This window comes from Stutzerimonas sp. FeSN7 (assembly GCF_030263795.1).
GTDB classification, from domain to species: Bacteria; Pseudomonadota; Gammaproteobacteria; order Pseudomonadales; family Pseudomonadaceae; genus Stutzerimonas; species Stutzerimonas stutzeri.
The window spans coordinates 2,528,026-2,544,068 of the sequence record NZ_JARPMN010000001.1 but is presented as its reverse complement, the minus strand read 5'-3'; the positions used below and the strand labels follow the sequence as shown (position 1 = coordinate 2,544,068).

Annotated in this window: 14 protein-coding genes; 13 read left to right on the top strand and 1 reads right to left on the bottom strand. The window is 61.9% G+C overall.

All coding sequences use genetic code 11. The features are described from left to right. Window positions 1-16 precede the first annotated feature (16 nt). From odhB to htpG, 10 genes are all read left to right on the top strand, one after another. A complete protein-coding gene (gene odhB / locus P5703_RS11920; protein ID WP_003285440.1) occupies window positions 17-1,243 on the top strand; it encodes a 2-oxoglutarate dehydrogenase complex dihydrolipoyllysine-residue succinyltransferase in 1,227 nt (408 codons plus the stop codon). Window positions 1,244-1,338: 95 nt separating this feature from the next. Next, the gene (lpdA, locus tag P5703_RS11915; RefSeq protein ID WP_011913021.1) at window positions 1,339-2,775 is read left to right on the top strand and encodes a dihydrolipoyl dehydrogenase; all 1,437 of its coding nucleotides are present in this window, start codon (window positions 1,339-1,341) and stop codon (window positions 2,773-2,775) included. Window positions 2,776-2,968: 193 nt separating this feature from the next. Continuing rightward, window positions 2,969-4,135, top strand: coding sequence for an ADP-forming succinate--CoA ligase subunit beta (sucC, locus tag P5703_RS11910; RefSeq protein WP_017245264.1), 1,167 nt, complete (start codon window positions 2,969-2,971; stop codon window positions 4,133-4,135). Continuing rightward, complete coding sequence (gene sucD / locus P5703_RS11905; RefSeq protein ID WP_011913023.1) at window positions 4,135-5,019, top strand: succinate--CoA ligase subunit alpha; 885 nt, start codon at window positions 4,135-4,137, stop codon at window positions 5,017-5,019. The genes sucC and sucD overlap by 1 nt, the downstream gene beginning before the upstream one ends. 368 nt (window positions 5,020-5,387) lie before the next feature. Continuing rightward, complete coding sequence (gene brnQ, locus P5703_RS11900) at window positions 5,388-6,707, top strand: branched-chain amino acid transport system II carrier protein (protein ID WP_014596526.1); 1,320 nt, start codon at window positions 5,388-5,390, stop codon at window positions 6,705-6,707. An 89-nt stretch (window positions 6,708-6,796) separates the two neighbouring features. Continuing rightward, window positions 6,797-7,522, top strand: a complete 726-nt coding sequence (locus P5703_RS11895; protein ID WP_013982601.1) for a DUF599 domain-containing protein — start codon at window positions 6,797-6,799, stop codon at window positions 7,520-7,522. Between the two features lie 57 nt (window positions 7,523-7,579). Beyond that, the gene (locus P5703_RS11890; protein WP_011913026.1) at window positions 7,580-8,041 is read left to right on the top strand and encodes a PaaI family thioesterase; all 462 of its coding nucleotides are present in this window, start codon (window positions 7,580-7,582) and stop codon (window positions 8,039-8,041) included. Next, on the top strand, window positions 8,038-8,481 hold the full coding sequence (locus P5703_RS11885) for a PaaI family thioesterase (RefSeq protein ID WP_011913027.1): 444 nt from the start codon (window positions 8,038-8,040) through the stop codon (window positions 8,479-8,481). The genes P5703_RS11890 and P5703_RS11885 overlap by 4 nt, the downstream gene beginning before the upstream one ends. Window positions 8,482-8,547: 66 nt before the next feature. Next, window positions 8,548-9,789, top strand: a complete 1,242-nt coding sequence (locus P5703_RS11880; protein WP_285587042.1) for an MFS transporter — start codon at window positions 8,548-8,550, stop codon at window positions 9,787-9,789. Window positions 9,790-9,910: 121 nt separating this feature from the next. Next, window positions 9,911-11,815: a molecular chaperone HtpG gene (gene htpG, locus P5703_RS11875; RefSeq protein WP_011913029.1), complete on the top strand. Its 1,905-nt coding sequence runs from the start codon at window positions 9,911-9,913 to the stop codon at window positions 11,813-11,815. Between the two features lie 63 nt (window positions 11,816-11,878). Here the strand turns inward: htpG and P5703_RS11870 are convergent, their stop codons facing one another. Then, the gene (locus P5703_RS11870) at window positions 11,879-12,313 is read right to left on the bottom strand and encodes an OsmC family protein (protein WP_019407611.1); all 435 of its coding nucleotides are present in this window, start codon (window positions 12,311-12,313) and stop codon (window positions 11,879-11,881) included. A gap of 200 nt (window positions 12,314-12,513) precedes the next feature. Here P5703_RS11870 and P5703_RS11865 point away from each other — a divergent pair, with 200 nt between their 5' ends. The 3 genes from P5703_RS11865 to P5703_RS11855 all read left to right on the top strand — a co-directional run bounded on the left by P5703_RS11865 (window position 12,514) and on the right by P5703_RS11855 (window position 15,930). After that, window positions 12,514-13,539 (top strand): amidohydrolase family protein, encoded by a 1,026-nt coding sequence (locus tag P5703_RS11865; RefSeq protein ID WP_045632222.1) that lies wholly within the window; start codon window positions 12,514-12,516, stop codon window positions 13,537-13,539. A 66-nt stretch (window positions 13,540-13,605) separates the two neighbouring features. After that, window positions 13,606-14,079 (top strand): DUF3859 domain-containing protein, encoded by a 474-nt coding sequence (locus P5703_RS11860; protein WP_045632223.1) that lies wholly within the window; start codon window positions 13,606-13,608, stop codon window positions 14,077-14,079. Window positions 14,080-14,322: 243 nt separating this feature from the next. Next, a complete protein-coding gene (locus P5703_RS11855) occupies window positions 14,323-15,930 on the top strand; it encodes a methyl-accepting chemotaxis protein (RefSeq protein WP_045632224.1) in 1,608 nt (535 codons plus the stop codon). The last annotated feature ends 113 nt before the right edge of the window (window positions 15,931-16,043 follow it).

Below are 16,043 nucleotides of genomic sequence, written 5' to 3'. Positions count from 1 at the left end.
ATAGGACCCCTGAATAATGGCTATCGAGATCAAAGCCCCTACATTCCCGGAATCGGTCGCCGACGGCACCGTTGCCACCTGGCACAAGCAGCCGGGCGACGCGGTTAAGCGTGATGAACTGATCGTCGACATCGAAACCGACAAGGTGGTCATGGAAGTACTGGCCGAAGCTGACGGCGTGCTGACCGAGATCGTCAAGAACGAAGGCGACACCGTGCTGAGCGGCGAGCTGCTCGGCAAGCTGGAAGCAGGCGCTGCTGCCGCCGCTGCACCCGCTCAAGCTGCCGCCCCGGCCCCGGCCGCTGCTGCTCCGGCAGCCGCTGCCAGCGCGGGTGGCGAAGAGCCGATCCTGGCCCCGGCGGCCCGCAAGCTGGCCGAAGAGAACGGTATTGATCCGAACAGCATCCGCGGTACCGGCAAGGACGGTCGCGTGACCAAGGAAGACGTCGTCGCCGCCGTCGAAGCCAAGAAGTCCGCTCCGGCTGCCGCTGCCAAGCCGGCCGCTCCTGCCGCTGCGGCTCCGATCTTCGCCGAGGGTGATCGCGTCGAGAAGCGCGTGCCGATGACCCGCCTGCGTGCCAAGGTCGCCGAGCGTCTGGTCGAAGCCCAGTCCTCCATGGCTATGCTGACTACGTTCAACGAAGTCAACATGAAGCCGATCATGGAACTGCGCGCCAAGTACAAGGACCTCTTCGAGAAGACCCATAACGGCGTGCGCCTGGGCTTCATGTCCTTCTTCGTCAAGGCTGCGGTGGAAGCGCTCAAGCGCCAGCCGGGCGTCAATGCCTCCATCGACGGCAACGACATCGTCTACCACGGTTATCAGGACATCGGCGTCGCCGTTTCCAGCGACCGCGGTCTGGTGGTGCCGGTCCTGCGTAACGCCGAGCACATGAGCCTGGCGGAGATCGAAGGCGGCATCAACGAGTTCGGCAAGAAGGCCAAGGCCGGCAAGCTGACCATCGAGGAAATGACTGGCGGTACCTTCACCATCTCCAACGGTGGTGTGTTCGGTTCCCTGCTGTCGACCCCGATCGTCAACCCGCCGCAGACTGCCATCCTCGGCATGCACAAGATTCAGGAACGTCCGATGGCCGTCAACGGTCAGGTGGTAATCCTGCCGATGATGTACCTGGCGCTGTCCTATGACCATCGCTTGATCGACGGCAAGGAAGCTGTGACCTTCCTGGTTACCATGAAGGACCTGCTGGAAGACCCGGCCCGTCTGCTGCTGGATATCTGATAGAAACGCCCCGGGCTGCAGTTGGCAGGTCAGGTGAAAGCCGGTCTTGCTGCCTGCAGCCTTTGGCTTTTAGCTGCTTTTGAAGAGGATTCGTAATGAGCCAGAAATTCGACGTCGTCGTCATCGGTGCCGGCCCCGGCGGCTATGTTGCCGCTATTCGCGCAGCCCAGCTGGGTCTGAAGACCGCGTGTATCGAAAAGTACCAGGGCAAGGATGGCAAGACCGCTCTGGGCGGTACCTGCCTGAACGTAGGCTGCATTCCTTCCAAGGCTCTGCTGGACAGCTCCTACAAGTTCCATGAAGCCCACGAGAGCTTCAAGGTGCACGGCATCAGCACTGGCGAAGTGGCCATGGACGTTCCGACCATGGTCGCGCGCAAGGACCAGATTGTTAAGAACCTCACCGGTGGTGTATCGGCCCTGCTGAAAGCCAACGGCGTGACCGTCTTCGAAGGCCACGGCAAGCTGCTGGCCGGCAAGCAGGTCGAAGTTACCGGCCTGGACGGCAACGTACAGACTCTCGCTGCCGAGAACGTCATCCTGGCTTCGGGTTCCACCCCGGTGAACATCCCGCCGGCGCCGGTTGATCAGAAGGTCATCGTCGACTCCACCGGCGCACTGGATTTCCAGAGCGTGCCGGGCAAGCTGGGCGTCATCGGCGCCGGTGTGATCGGTCTGGAGCTGGGTTCGGTCTGGGCCCGTCTGGGCGCTGAGGTCACCGTCATCGAGGCCATGGACAAGTTCCTGCCGGCCGCCGACGAGCAGATCTCCAAGGAAGCGTTCAAGGTCCTGTCCAAGCAGGGTCTGAAGATTCTGCTGGGCGCGCGCCTGACTGGCTCGGAAGTGAAGGGCGATCAGGTGACTGTCAACTTCACCAGTGCTGAAGGCGAGCAGCAGATGACCTTCGACAAGCTGATCGTTGCGGTCGGCCGTCGTCCGGTCACCACCGATCTTCTGGCGGCCGATGCCGGCGTCGATATGGACGAGCGTGGTTTCATCTTCGTCGACGATTATTGCGCCACCAGCGTTCCGGGCGTATACGCCATCGGTGACGTGGTTCGCGGCGCCATGCTGGCGCACAAAGCGTCGGAAGAGGGCGTGATGGTTGCCGAGCGCATCGCTGGCCACAAGACCCAGATGAACTATGACCTGATTCCGTCGGTCATCTACACTCACCCGGAAATCGCATGGGTCGGCAAGTCCGAGCAGGCGCTCAAGGCCGAAGGCGTTGAAGTCAACGTCGGCACCTTCCCGTTCGCGGCCAGTGGCCGTGCCATGGCTGCCAACGACACCGCCGGCCTGGTTAAGGTCATCGCCGATGCCAAGACCGACCGCGTGTTGGGCGTGCATGTAATGGGCCCAAGCGCCGCTGAGCTGGTTCAGCAGGGCGCCATCGGCATGGAGTTCGGCACCAGTGCCGAAGACTTGGGCATGATGGTGTTCTCGCATCCGACCATGTCCGAAGCGCTGCATGAAGCGGCCCTGGCAGTGAATGGCCACGCCATCCACATCGCCAATCGCAAGAAGCGCTAATCGGTTTAGTGCTGTACCCGGGGCCCGACGTATCCAGCGATACACCGGGCCTTTTGCAAACTGCAGGTTCGAAAGGATTGCAGGTCGCTGAGAGGTATCGTGAATTCGCAGATAGTTTTCAGCGACTTGTGAGGGAGGCACGGCGGTTCGTCGTGCCGTAAATGCGCCAATACCAAAACAGACGGTAGAAAGCATGAATCTTCACGAGTACCAAGGTAAACAACTGTTCGCTGAATACGGTCTGCCCGTGTCCAAAGGCTATGCGGTAGATAGCCCGAAGGAAGCAGCGGAAGCCTGCGACAAGATCGGCGGCACACAATGGGTGGTCAAGGCCCAGGTGCATGCCGGTGGACGTGGCAAGGCGGGTGGCGTAAAGCTGGTTCGCAGCAAGGATGAGGCCCGGGCGTTCGCCCAGCAGTGGCTCGACAAGCGTCTGGTGACCTACCAGACCGATGCCAATGGTCAGCCGGTCAGCAAGATTCTGGTCGAGGCGTGCACCGATATCGACAAGGAGCTCTACCTGGGCGCCGTGGTCGATCGCGCCAGTCGCCGGATCGTCTTCATGGCGTCCACCGAAGGTGGCGTGGACATCGAAAAAGTCGCTCACGACACGCCCGAGAAAATCCTCAAGGCCACCATCGATCCGCTGGTAGGCGCGCAGCCCTTCCAGGCGCGCGAACTGGCGTTCCAGTTGGGCCTCAAGGGTGACCAGGTCAAGCAGTTCGTACACATCTTCGTCGGCCTCGCCCAGCTGTTCCGGGACTATGACCTGGCCCTGCTGGAAGTGAACCCGCTGGTGATCAAGACCGACGGCAATCTGCACTGCCTGGACGCCAAGATCAACATCGATAGCAACGCCATCTATCGCCAGCCGAAGCTGCGCGACATGGCCGACCCGTCACAGGACGATCCGCGCGAGGCGCATGCTGCCAAGTGGGAGCTGAATTACGTGGCGCTCGACGGCAACATCGGTTGCATGGTCAACGGTGCCGGTCTGGCCATGGGCACCATGGACATCGTCAACCTGCACGGCGGCGCGCCGGCGAACTTCCTCGACGTGGGCGGTGGCGCCACCGAGGAGCGCGTGACCGAAGCGTTCAAGATCATTCTCTCCGACAGCAACGTCGCTGCGGTTCTGGTGAACATCTTCGGTGGCATCGTGCGTTGCGACATGATCGCCGAGGGCATCATCGGTGCCGTACGTGAAGTGGGGGTCAAGGTGCCGGTGGTGGTGCGGCTGGAAGGCAACAACGCCGACCTGGGCGCCAAGATGCTGAGTGAGAGCGGTCTGAACATCATCGGTGCGAACAGCCTGACCGATGCGGCCATTCAGGTTGTCAAAGCCGCGGAGGGCAAGTAATGAGCGTACTGATCAACAAGGACACCAAGGTCATCTGTCAGGGCTTCACCGGCTCGCAGGGCACCTTCCATTCCGAGCAGGCAATTGCCTACGGTACCAAGATGGTCGGTGGTGTAACGCCCGGCAAGGGTGGCACGATGCACCTCGGGCTGCCGGTGTTCAACACCGTGCGCGAAGCGGTCGAGGCGACGGGCGCCGATGCGTCGGTCATCTACGTACCGGCACCGTTCTGCAAGGACTCCATCCTCGAAGCGGCCTTTGGTGGCATCAAGCTGATCGTCTGCATCACCGAGGGCATTCCGACGCTGGACATGCTGGAGGTGAAGATCAAGTGCGACGAGCTCGGTGTGCGCCTGATCGGGCCGAACTGCCCCGGCGTGATCACGCCCGGTGAGTGCAAGATTGGCATCCAGCCGGGGCACATCCATATGCCCGGCAAGGTCGGTATCGTCTCGCGCTCCGGCACGCTGACCTACGAAGCCGTGAAGCAGACCACCGACGCCGGTTTCGGCCAGTCGACCTGCGTCGGCATTGGTGGCGATCCGATTCCGGGCTCGACCTTCATCGATATCCTCAAGCTGTTCCAGGACGATCCGCAGACCGAGGCTATCGTGATGATCGGCGAGATCGGCGGTTCGGCCGAGGAAGAAGCGGCGGCCTTCATCAAGGCCAACGTGACCAAGCCGGTAGTTTCCTATATCGCGGGCGTTACGGCTCCGGCCGGCAAGCGTATGGGCCATGCCGGTGCGATCATCTCCGGCGGCAAGGGCACGGCGGAGGAGAAGTTCGCCGCGCTGCAGGACGCAGGCGTTAAGACCGTGCGCTCGCTTGCCGATATCGGCAAGGCGCTGGCGGAAGTCACAGGCTGGCAAATGAAGGCTTGATGAAAAAAGGCCCGGCGAAAGCCGGGCCTTTTTCGTTGGGCTTACCCAGGCCGCTTGCGCGGCGCACCTTGGGCGCTCTCATGGGTCGGCTGCGACCTTCTGGCCGCCGGCTTCCGCAGCGAATATCGACGTTCTGATCGGCATTCGCGCTGCATCGTGGCATCATTGCCACTCATTCATACGTGTTTCGCTCCACAAGAGCGATGGCGTGCATCGAAGGTTCGGCCCAACCGGCTGAGTGACGTTTCCCCTTATCCCTGAAGGAAACCCGTATCCCATCATCAGGCCTGTGTGATCGCTGAACCGCCGCTTTGGCTGCGCGGGCGTCGCGCCATTTGTGCCGTTATCTCTCTGGTAGTTTTCCCTGCATGAATCGTTTGAAAGGTTTTGACCTGCTTGCCCTCGGCTTCATGACGTTTGCGCTGTTTCTCGGTGCGGGCAATATCATCTTCCCGCCCAGCGCCGGCATGGCGGCGGGCGAGTTCATCTGGCGCGCGGCGCTGGGCTTCCTCCTCACGGGCGTCGGTTTACCGCTGCTGACCGTGGTTGCGCTGGCGCGCGTTGGCGGCGGGATGGATCGACTCACCGCACCTCTGGGCAAATTCGCCGGTACGGTGCTGGCTGTCGCGGTGTACCTGGCGATCGGTCCGCTGTTCGCCACACCGCGCACCGCAGTCGTTTCGTTCGAGATGGGTATCGCGCCGTTCAGTGGCAACTCGGGCATGCCGCTGTTCATCTACACGCTGGTGTTCTTCGCGGCCATGCTGTTTCTGGTGCTGAATCCGGGGCAGTTGGTCAACCGCATCGGCAAGTTCATCACGCCGGTGCTGTTGGCGGCCTTGCTGGTGCTCGGTGGCGCTGCGATCTTCGCTCCGGCGGGCGAGGTGGGAGCGGTCAACGAGAGCTATCGTGGCGCGCCGTTGATCAAGGGCTTCCTCGAGGGATACCTGACCATGGATACGCTGGGTGCTCTGGTGTTCGGTATCGTGATCGCCACGGCCATTCGTGATCGCGGTGTAACCGAGCCGGCGCTGGTGACCCGTTACTCGATGATTGCCGGCGTGATCGCCGCCATCGGCCTGTCGCTGGTCTACCTGGCCCTGTTCTATCTCGGTGCCACCAGTCAGGGCATCGCCGGCGGAGCGGAGAACGGCGTGCAGATCCTGACCACCTATGTGCAGCACACCTTCGGGACGCCGGGCAGCCTGCTGCTGGCTGTGGTCATCACCCTTGCGTGCCTGACCACCGCCGTGGGGCTGACCACCGCCTGTGGCGAGTTCTTCAGCGCGCTGCTGCCGGTCTCCTATCGCAGTGTGGTGATCGTGTTCGCGCTGTTCAGCCTGCTGGTGGCGAACCAGGGGCTGACGCAACTGATCAGCGTGTCGGTGCCGGTACTGGTCGGTCTGTACCCGCTGGCCATCGTGCTGGTAGCGCTGAGCCTGCTGGATCGCTTCTGGCTGTCGTCGTCGCGTGTCTTCGTGCCCGTGATGGCGGTGACGTTGGTTTTCGGCGTTGTCGATGGCCTCGCCGCGGCCGGTCTCGGCAGCTGGGTGCCGGCGCTGTTCACGCAGCTGCCGCTGGCGGATCAGAGCATGGGCTGGTTGGTTCCGGTTCTGGTGATGTTGGTACTGGCGGTCGTCACCGATCGACTGCTCGGCCGTGCCGAGCGGGTGCAGCACCGCGCGTAAGCTCAGGCAAGGCGCCGCATCGCTCGACGATGCGGCGCTGACCTCGGAAGCGGCTGGCTATAATCTGACGACCTTTCCGAGGACCCGCCATGACGTTATCCGATACACACGTGCCGCATCTGATCGCCGTCCTGTGGTTCATCCTCTGCTGGGTCGGCTATACACGCTATGCGGATTGGCGGGGGCGCGATACCGCCTGCCTGGCGAGTGTCATGCATCTTTATCGGCAAGACTGGATGCAGCGCCTGCTGTTGCGGGAGAACCGCATCGCCGATGCCAATGTCATTGGTAACCTGGAACGCAACGCCTCGTTTTTCGCCTCCAGCACGCTGATCATCCTCGCGGGCATCCTGACTGCGCTGGGCGCGTCCGACCGCGCGGTTTCGCTGCTGGCCGATCTGCCGTTCGCGCAACCTGTCAGCCGCGGGCTTTCGGAGATCAAGCTGCTGTGCCTCGCGGTGGTTTTCGTCTATGCGTTCTTCACCTTCAGCTGGTGCATGCGCCAGTACAACTTCGCCGCCGTGCTGGTGGCCTCCGCTCCGATGGTGGGGGAGCGCAACGTCAGCGATCAGGAGCGCAGAGCTTTCGCCGATCGGGCTGCACGGGTCATCTCCATGGCGGCCAACCAGTTCAACTTCGGCTTGCGCGCTTACTATTTCGGCATGGCGACGCTGGCCTGGTTTATCCATCCGTGGTTCTTCATGCTTGTCACCGCTGGCGTGGTGCTCATCCTCTATCGCCGGGAGTTCCATTCCGACGTGCTCGAGGTGATGGTATTCACGCCAACTTCGCCGACCGAATCGCCCAAGGAATAGGGCGCGCTGCTGGCGAGACGGTATCATGCGCGGCCCGACCCACATCCGAGAGTTCGAATGAGCGATAGCCAGATACTCGAGCGCACGCAGCGCTTTCTGTCTTTTCTGCGGCACTGTCAGGTGCTCGGGCTGAGCGTTGAGCATGCCGATCGCCGGGGGCTGACCTTGCGCCTGCCGTACAGCGAAAAGATAGTCGGCAACCCCGAGACCGGCGGCGTCCACGGCGGCGCCATCACCACGCTGATGGACACCACCTGCGGAATCTCCACGGCCTGTGCATTGCCAGAGCTGGAGGTGTGTCCGACGCTCGATCTGCGCATCGACTACATGCATCCCGCCGAGCCCGGTCACGACATCTTCGGCTTTGCCGAGTGCTACCGCGTCACACCAACGGTGATCTTCACCCGTGGCGTGGCCTATCAGCGAGATATCAACGAGCCGATCGCGCATGCCGTGGGCACCTTCATGCGCATGGGCAAGGCGGCTCAGGGCCCGTTCGGCAAAGGCGGTGCAGCATGAGCGAGCTCAATCTCAACGCGCTGGTGCAGAGCGCTCATGCCAACAACGATTACGATTCGCTGATCAAGCTGGTTCCCTATGCCCGGCTGATCGGGATCGAATGCCTGCGGCTTGGCGACGAGATGGTGTTCCGTCTGCCGCAGAACGAAGACAACATCGGCAACCCGCTGCCGGCCATCCATGGCGGCGTCATCGCGGGCTTTATGGAGCATGCGGCAATGCTGCATCTGCTGATGTTCATGGGGGCGCCACATTTGCCCAAAATCATCGACTTCTCGATAGATTATCTGCGTGCCGGTCACTATCGTGACACCTTCGCTGCCTGCCAGGTCTGGCGCCAGGGCCGCAGGGTCGCCAATGTCGCGATCACCGCCTGGCAGACCCATCAGGCCGAACCCATCGCCACCGCCCGCTGCCACTTCAAGATCGACGAGCCCTGACGCATCGACGGGTAGCGGCGCTGCGGTGTGCGCTGTTACCCCCTGCGATTGCGTGAAGGAACTCGAATGGAAGCACTGTTGATACTCGGCGGCCTGTTACTGATGCTCGCCGGTTTCGTCTGGCTGATCAGCCAGGCATTCACGACCAGCCTGCTGTGGGGGCTGGGCAGCTTGCTGCCGCCGATGACGCTGGCTTTCGCGTTCAGCCATTGGCGTGTGGCACGCAAGGCCGTGGTGCTTTCCTGTCTCGGAATCATTCCCCTCGTGGTCGGGCTGTCTTTGCTGGCCAGCCGCGATTCCGAGCGGCTGACTGCCATATTCAGCCTGGGCTGGCTGCCCGCCCAGTCGCAGCCCGAGCTGGAGATGGGCATGCGGGGGCAGTTGAACGGCCGCCGGTTCGTGCCGCAGCAAGGGGAGCTGATCAATGGCGTGCTGAGCTTGCGCGCAGGGCAAGGATTTTTTGCTCGCCAGGAAGTCACCATCCGTCTGCACCAGCCCGTAGACGGGGCGGTGCGTGTAGATGTCCTGCCGGATGACAGCGGCGACCTGCCGGAAGTGGAGATCGCCTGGTTGGGGCAGGATGAGGAGTTGCCCGAGACGCGACGTCTTGATCGCGGCTACACCCTGCATCTTGAGCTGCAGCCGGTAGCGCCGAATCGGCTGAAAGGCGATTTCCATCTGGTCTTGCCGCCGCAGTACGACACCAGTCTCACTGGCGTTGTCGAGCTGTATACAGACCGTCTGCGTTATCGCGACGGTCAGGTCGATCGCCGTCACGACTCGCGCGACACCATCGCTTACGTCGTCGAAGACTATCTGCAGCGCCGTCACGCAAGCCGCGATGTCGTGCTGCAGGCCTTGCCTTCGCTGACATTGCCCGCCGATGAGTTGCAGCTGGAGGCGCAGGCGCAGGTGAAGGGGGAGCCGCAGGCGTTTACGCTGCGTCTGGGCAAGAACGAGCAGGGCTGGCATGTGAAGGGGGATGACTATCCGCCTCTGGCGGCGGAGAAGGCAGCCTCCGTGCCGGCAAGCAAGACGGTGGAACCCGTCGGCGCTGTGCCCGCCGCACCGCGCAAGGTCGATGGGCGCCTGTACTTTTCCATGGAGCAGGTGCTGCGCAATCCGGGGCGCTACCAGCACCGGCTGATGCGTGCCCATACCGAGCGTGGCGGCATTGCCGAAGGGCGCTTCGCCGGGCTGGACGGCGATGGCAATCTCGTCATCCGACGGATCATTCGCGGGCCTGGCGAGGCGACCTACAATCTGGCGCCCGGCGAGATCGTCCTGCTGGAGCTGATCGAGCCCTGATGCGGGTCGGCCGGCGCCCTGTCGCGTCGGCCGCCCTTGAAATTCGTCGTCCCGTCCCCATCTGCCAGACATCGCCGCAGCCGCGGTCCGTGCCCTATAGATGACGTGGAGTTCGTAGACGATGAGTGTGGAAACTCAAAAAGAAACCCTGGGCTTCCAGACCGAAGTGAAGCAGCTGCTTCACCTGATGATCCATTCGCTGTATTCGAACAAGGAAATCTTCCTTCGCGAACTGATTTCCAACGCTTCCGACGCCGCCGACAAGCTGCGCTTCGAGGCGCTGGCCAAGCCGGAGCTGCTCGAAGGTGGCGCCGATCTGAAGATTCGCCTGTCCTTCGACAAGGACGCCAAGACTGTAACCCTCGAAGACAACGGCATCGGCATGAGCCGCGAGGACGTGATCGCCCACCTCGGCACCATCGCCAAATCCGGCACCGCGGATTTCCTGAAGAACCTTTCAGGCGACCAGAAAAAGGATTCGCACCTGATCGGCCAGTTCGGCGTGGGCTTCTATTCGGCGTTTATCGTCGCCGACAAGGTCGACGTCTACAGCCGCCGCGCCGGTACCCCGGCCAGCGAAGGCGTGCACTGGTCGTCGAAGGGCGAGGGCGAATTCGAAGTCGCGACCATCGAAAAGGCCGAGCGCGGTACCCGCATCGTCCTGCATCTGAAGAAGGATGAGGAAGAATTCGCCGATGGCTGGCGTCTGCGCAATATCGTCAAGAAGTACTCCGACCACATTGCCCTGCCCATCGAGTTGCCGAAGGAGCACTACGGTGAAGAGAAGGACAAGCCTGCCGAGGTCGAGTGGGAAACCGTCAACCGTGCCAGCGCCCTCTGGACCCGTCCGCGCAGCGAAGTGAAGGACGAGGAATATCAGGAGTTCTACAAGCACGTCGCTCACGACTTCGACAACCCGCTGTCCTGGAGCCACAACAAGGTCGAGGGCAAGCTGGAGTACACCTCGCTGCTCTACGTGCCGGGGCGCGCGCCGTTCGATCTGTACCATCGCGAAGCGCCCAAGGGCCTCAAGCTCTACGTTCAGCGCGTGTTCATCATGGATCAGGCCGACGAGTTCCTGCCGCTGTACCTGCGTTTCATCAAGGGTGTGGTGGACTCCAATGACCTGTCGCTCAACGTTTCGCGCGAGATCCTGCAAAAGGATCCGGTAATCGACTCGATGAAGTCGGCGCTGACCAAGCGCGTGCTGGACATGCTGGAAAAGCTGGCCAAGGACAAGCCGGAGGACTACAAGAAGTTCTGGTCGCAGTTCGGCCAGGTGCTCAAGGAAGGCCCGGCAGAAGACTTCGCCAACAAGGAGAAGATCGCCGGTCTGTTGCGTTTCGCCTCTACCAGCGACACATCGGGCGAGCAGTCCGTGTCGTTGGCCGACTACCTTGGCCGCATGAAGGAAGGTCAGGACAAGATCTACTACCTGACCGGCGAGAGCTATGCACAGGTCAAGAACAGCCCGCACCTGGAGGTCTTCCGCAAGAAGGGCATCGAAGTGCTGCTGCTCACCGACCGCATCGATGAGTGGCTGATGAGCTATCTCACCGAGTTCGATGGCAAGCAGTTCGTTGACGTGGCGCGCGGCGATCTGGATCTGGGCAAGCTGGATTCGGAGGAGGACAAGAAGGCCCAGGAAGAGATCGCCAAGGCCAAGGAAGGGCTGATCGAGCGTCTTAAGGGGGCGTTGGGCGAAGAGGTGGCCGAGGTCCGGGTATCCCACCGCCTCACCGACTCGCCGGCCATTCTTGCCATCGGCGAGCAGGATCTCGGGCTGCAGATGCGCCAGATTCTGGAGGCGAGCGGGCAGAAGGTGCCGGAGTCCAAGCCGATCTTCGAGATCAATCCGCAGCATCCGCTGATCGAGAAGCTTGACGCCGAGCCGGACGAGGATCGCTTTGCTGATCTTTCACACATCCTGTTCGACCAGGCCGCGCTGGCTGCCGGTGACAGTCTCAAGGACCCGGCGGCTTACGTGCAGCGCTTGAACAAGCTGCTGGTCGAGCTCTCGGCCTGATCGGCAGACGCAGTAAACAAAACGGCCCGTCACTGACGGGCCATTTGCGTTTACGAGCCCTTCTCAGAGCAACATGCTGACCAGTCGAGTGCCGTGAGTGAGGTTGTCGGCCACCGGACAGCGTTTTTCGATCAACTCCAGTAACGCCTGCTTGCCGGCGCGGTCGAGATCAGCATCGATGTCCACCTTCACCCGCAACTCCTGAAAACCGGGGCGCATGCTCGGGTCGCGCCCCAGCAGGCCCGACGGATCGTAGTCGGCCTCGATCTCGAAGCGCATGCCACGCAGTTCGATTTTTTGCTGGTGCGCGATAAAGCGGCCAATAGTGCCGAAGCATCCTGCTACCGCAGCCAGGATGGCTTCCAGCGGAGTTGGGCCCAGATCCTGACCGGCCGCGTTTCTGGGCTGGTCCATGATCAGGCGGTGGTTGCCGCACTCGACTTCGATCGCCATGCCGGCATTCATCTGTCCACGGGCACTGATGGTTTTCATGGCCATGCGCTGAGTTCCTTTGCTGATTCGAACAACGATGCGGCGAATGGCATCGATCTGACCGGATATTAGGAGCGCAGCGGGGAGGCCACGTTGATTCTGGTCAAATACGGTGGGGGGTATGCGGGATGCGGGCTCGTGGCCCCGCAAGCTGAACGCTCATGCGTGCCGGCGGTCTACTCGCTGGCTGTCAGGAGGACCGAGCTTTGTACATCCAGAGAATCTTTTGCGCGCTTTCCATCTGCCTGGTGGCCCCATTCACCGCGGCCGAGGAGCGGGAGTACCGGTATAGCGATGCACACCTGCACTATGTGGACTTCTTCCAGGAAACCGACGGCATGCAGAAGCTGCTCGAGGCAATGGATGCAGGACGCATCGATCATGTGATGATCAGCGGCATTCCGGTCGCAAAGAAATGGCACGAGAACGAACCCAAGCGTCCACGCTATTACGCAGGCGATGACGCGCCGGTGTACTGGTACAGCGCCACCGATGTGCTGGTGGCCGCGGCGCTGGAGGAGCTGGACGAAGAGCAGCGCAAGCGGTTTCATCCGTTTCTCTCCGGCTTCAATCCCAACGACAAGAACGCCGATGCCCATATCCGTCGCATGCTCGAGTTGCATCCCGGGCTCTGGCAGGGGTTGGGGGAGATCTTCACCCGCCATGACGATGTAACGGCCCTGACCGAAGGCGACACGCCGCGCGCCAACAACGAGGCGCTGGCCCGGGTCTACCACCTGGCTGCCGAGTTCGACCTGCCGGTGATGCTGCACTCGAACATCACCTCCAAGCGCGAGCGCAATCCGCTGTATCTCGCCGAGCTGGAGGAGCCGCTGCGCAACCACCCGCATACCCGCTTCATCTGGGCCCACGCTGGCACCAGCATGGAGCTTCATCGGCATCAGGAGAAGCTGGAGTTTCTGTACGATACGGTCAGCCGACTGCTCGGCGACTATTCCAATCTTTACATCGACCTATCCTGGACGATGCTGCGTCCTTACCTGCTGGACGAGCAGGGCAATCCGGACCCCAAATGGGTGGCGCTGGTCGAGCAATATCCGGATCGCTTCGTGATCGGTTCGGACGTGGTAGGACGTTTCGACAGCTTGGCCTCGGGTATGCAGGCATTCGAGCCGTTCCTCGATGCACTCCCTGAATCGGTGGCGCAGGGCGTCGCTCGAGACAACTTCCTTGCGCTGTTGCCACGCAAGCGGCAGCGGCAACTGCGCTGATCGTCACGCTGCTGTCATCGTTGCGTCATAACCTGCCGGCTCCGTAATCCATTAAGGAGCAGGTACATGTCGTTAGTCCGTTTGGCGTTGGCCGTGGCCGTGCTGGGAATAAGTGCGCCGCTTGCGCAAGCCGACGTGCAGGTGGTGGGACCAGTGGAATATGGTCTGTTCGAAACAACGAAAGAGGATTTCCAGCCCGGGGAGCGCGTTCTGACACGACGCGATCAGTCGATCCGCCAGACCACCGACATTCCCGCGAAACTCGGCAGCAAATTCGGCCTGCGTTATCGCCTGGTGGGCAAGCAGGCTGCTGATACGCCGTTGACGTTGCTCTACCTGACGCCAGGCGTGCAGACGCCCGACGGCAAACGGCACGACAAGTTCGAAGTGGTCCAGGCGCTGGTCCCTGACGTGGAGCAGGATGTCATGGCATTCGAATTCACCGAGCCCCACGAAGTAGTGCCTGGCGAGTGGCGGATGATGGTGTTCCAGGGCGATCGCAAGCTGGCCGAGCAACGCTTCACGGTACGCGAGCAGTAGTGGCTAATCGCAGTCGGACCGTTAGTCGATTAGAACCCTCGGGGCGGTCCATCGGCGGCAGGATTCAGGTGAGCCGTTTTGCCTTTCGATGATGCAGCATGCCACGCGCTCCCCGCTGGTTTCGGTTGAGATCGGTTATCATTCGATAAACATATTTCATTGCTGGGCGTCAAGTGATGCGTCAATCGATCCGATATACGGTTTATCTACCGTAATCACGAGGGTCGCGTCATGTTCAGACAAATGAGAATTGCCACGAGGGCAGGCTTGGGATTTGGCGTCGTCGCACTGTTTGTCTTTCTGTTGGGTGCGTTTGCGTTGTCCCGAATAACAGTAATGGAAGACGAAGCTGAACACGTTGACCAGCAACTCCTGCCGACCATTCAGTTGCTCGGTCAGATCAATCAGCGGTTTCTGATGATTCGTGCAGGAACGTTGCGATTGCTGATCGTTGAACCGGGTGAGCGGAACGCAGGGGCGGCTGGGCTCGATGCGGTGCGCAAGACGCTGGCCGAAGAGCGCCAGGAGCTGGATCGGCTGATCACCAGCGTGGAGGGGAAGGCTTTGCTTGCGGCGTTCGATCAATCGCTGGCGCGCTACGAGGGCTTTCAGCGCAAGATGGTAGAGCTAACCTTGGAGGGCCGCGTGGATGAGGCGATCAGCCTCACCCGAGGCGAGCTCAATGAACACGCGCTCAAAACTTCCCAGGCGGTCGCCGACCTGATCGATCTCAACCGCAAGGCCGCCAATGCTGCTAGCGCTCATGCCCTCGACGTGGCGGAAAATGCCTTCCAGGGCGTAGTCGTTGCGATCATTCTGGCGCTCGTTGCCACCGTCGTGCTGGCGATGTTGTTGACCCGCAGCATCGTGCAACCACTGGCGGAGGCGGTGAGCGTGGCGGAAGTCATTGCCGGTGGTGACCTCACTCGTGGCATCAAGATCGTGGGGAATGATGAACCCGCGCGCCTGCTCGCCGCGCTTCAGGCCATGCAGCAAAGTCTTCGCGATACCATCCAGGGTATTTCCCACTCATCCAATCAGTTGGCCTCGGCGGCGGAAGAACTCAACGTCGTGACCGAAGACTCTACCCGTGGCTTGCATCAGCAAAACCACGAGATCGAGCAGGCCGCCACCGCAGTCAACGAAATGACCACCGCGGTGGATGAGGTGGCGCGCAATGCCGTCGCGACGTCCGAAGCCTCGCGCGAGTCCGACGAGACGGCGCAGCATGGCCGCCAGCAGGTCATCCGCACGGTCGAGTCGATCGACCTGCTGGCGGGCGACGTAACCCAGACGGCCGCCGAGGTGGAGCGGTTGGCAGGCCAGGTACGCGATATCAGCAAGGTGCTGGACGTGATTCGCTCCATCGCGGAGCAGACCAATCTGCTGGCCCTCAACGCCGCTATCGAAGCGGCGCGCGCCGGTGATGCTGGACGGGGGTTCGCCGTGGTTGCCGATGAGGTGAGGGCGCTCGCGCACCGCACACAGCAGTCGACCGCAGAAATCGAACAGATGATCGGCGATGTACATCAGGGCACCGACAAGGCGGTGCATGCCATGCAGGCGAGCAATGAGCGCGCCAGGACCACGCTGGAGCTGGCGCGGGCAGCCGGTGAGGCGCTCGATGGCATCGCCAGCGCGATCAGCCAGATCAGCGAGCGCAACCTGGTGATCGCCAGTGCGTCGGAGGAGCAGGCTCAGGTCGCCCGTGAGGTTGATCGCAATCTGGTCAACATTCGCGATCTGTCGCTGCAATCTTCAGCGGGTGCGAACCAGACCAGTGCAGCCAGTCAGGAGCTGGCACGCCTGGCGATCGACCTGAACAATCTCGTGGCACGTTTCCAGGTCTGATCCCGAGGGCGCTCGCCAGGGCGCCCTTTGTTCTTCAAGCGCTTCGAGCCGACTACGTCGCCCACCCGTGACAGCTCAATGCTGGGCATGGGCGGTCCAGCGGCGTACCATCC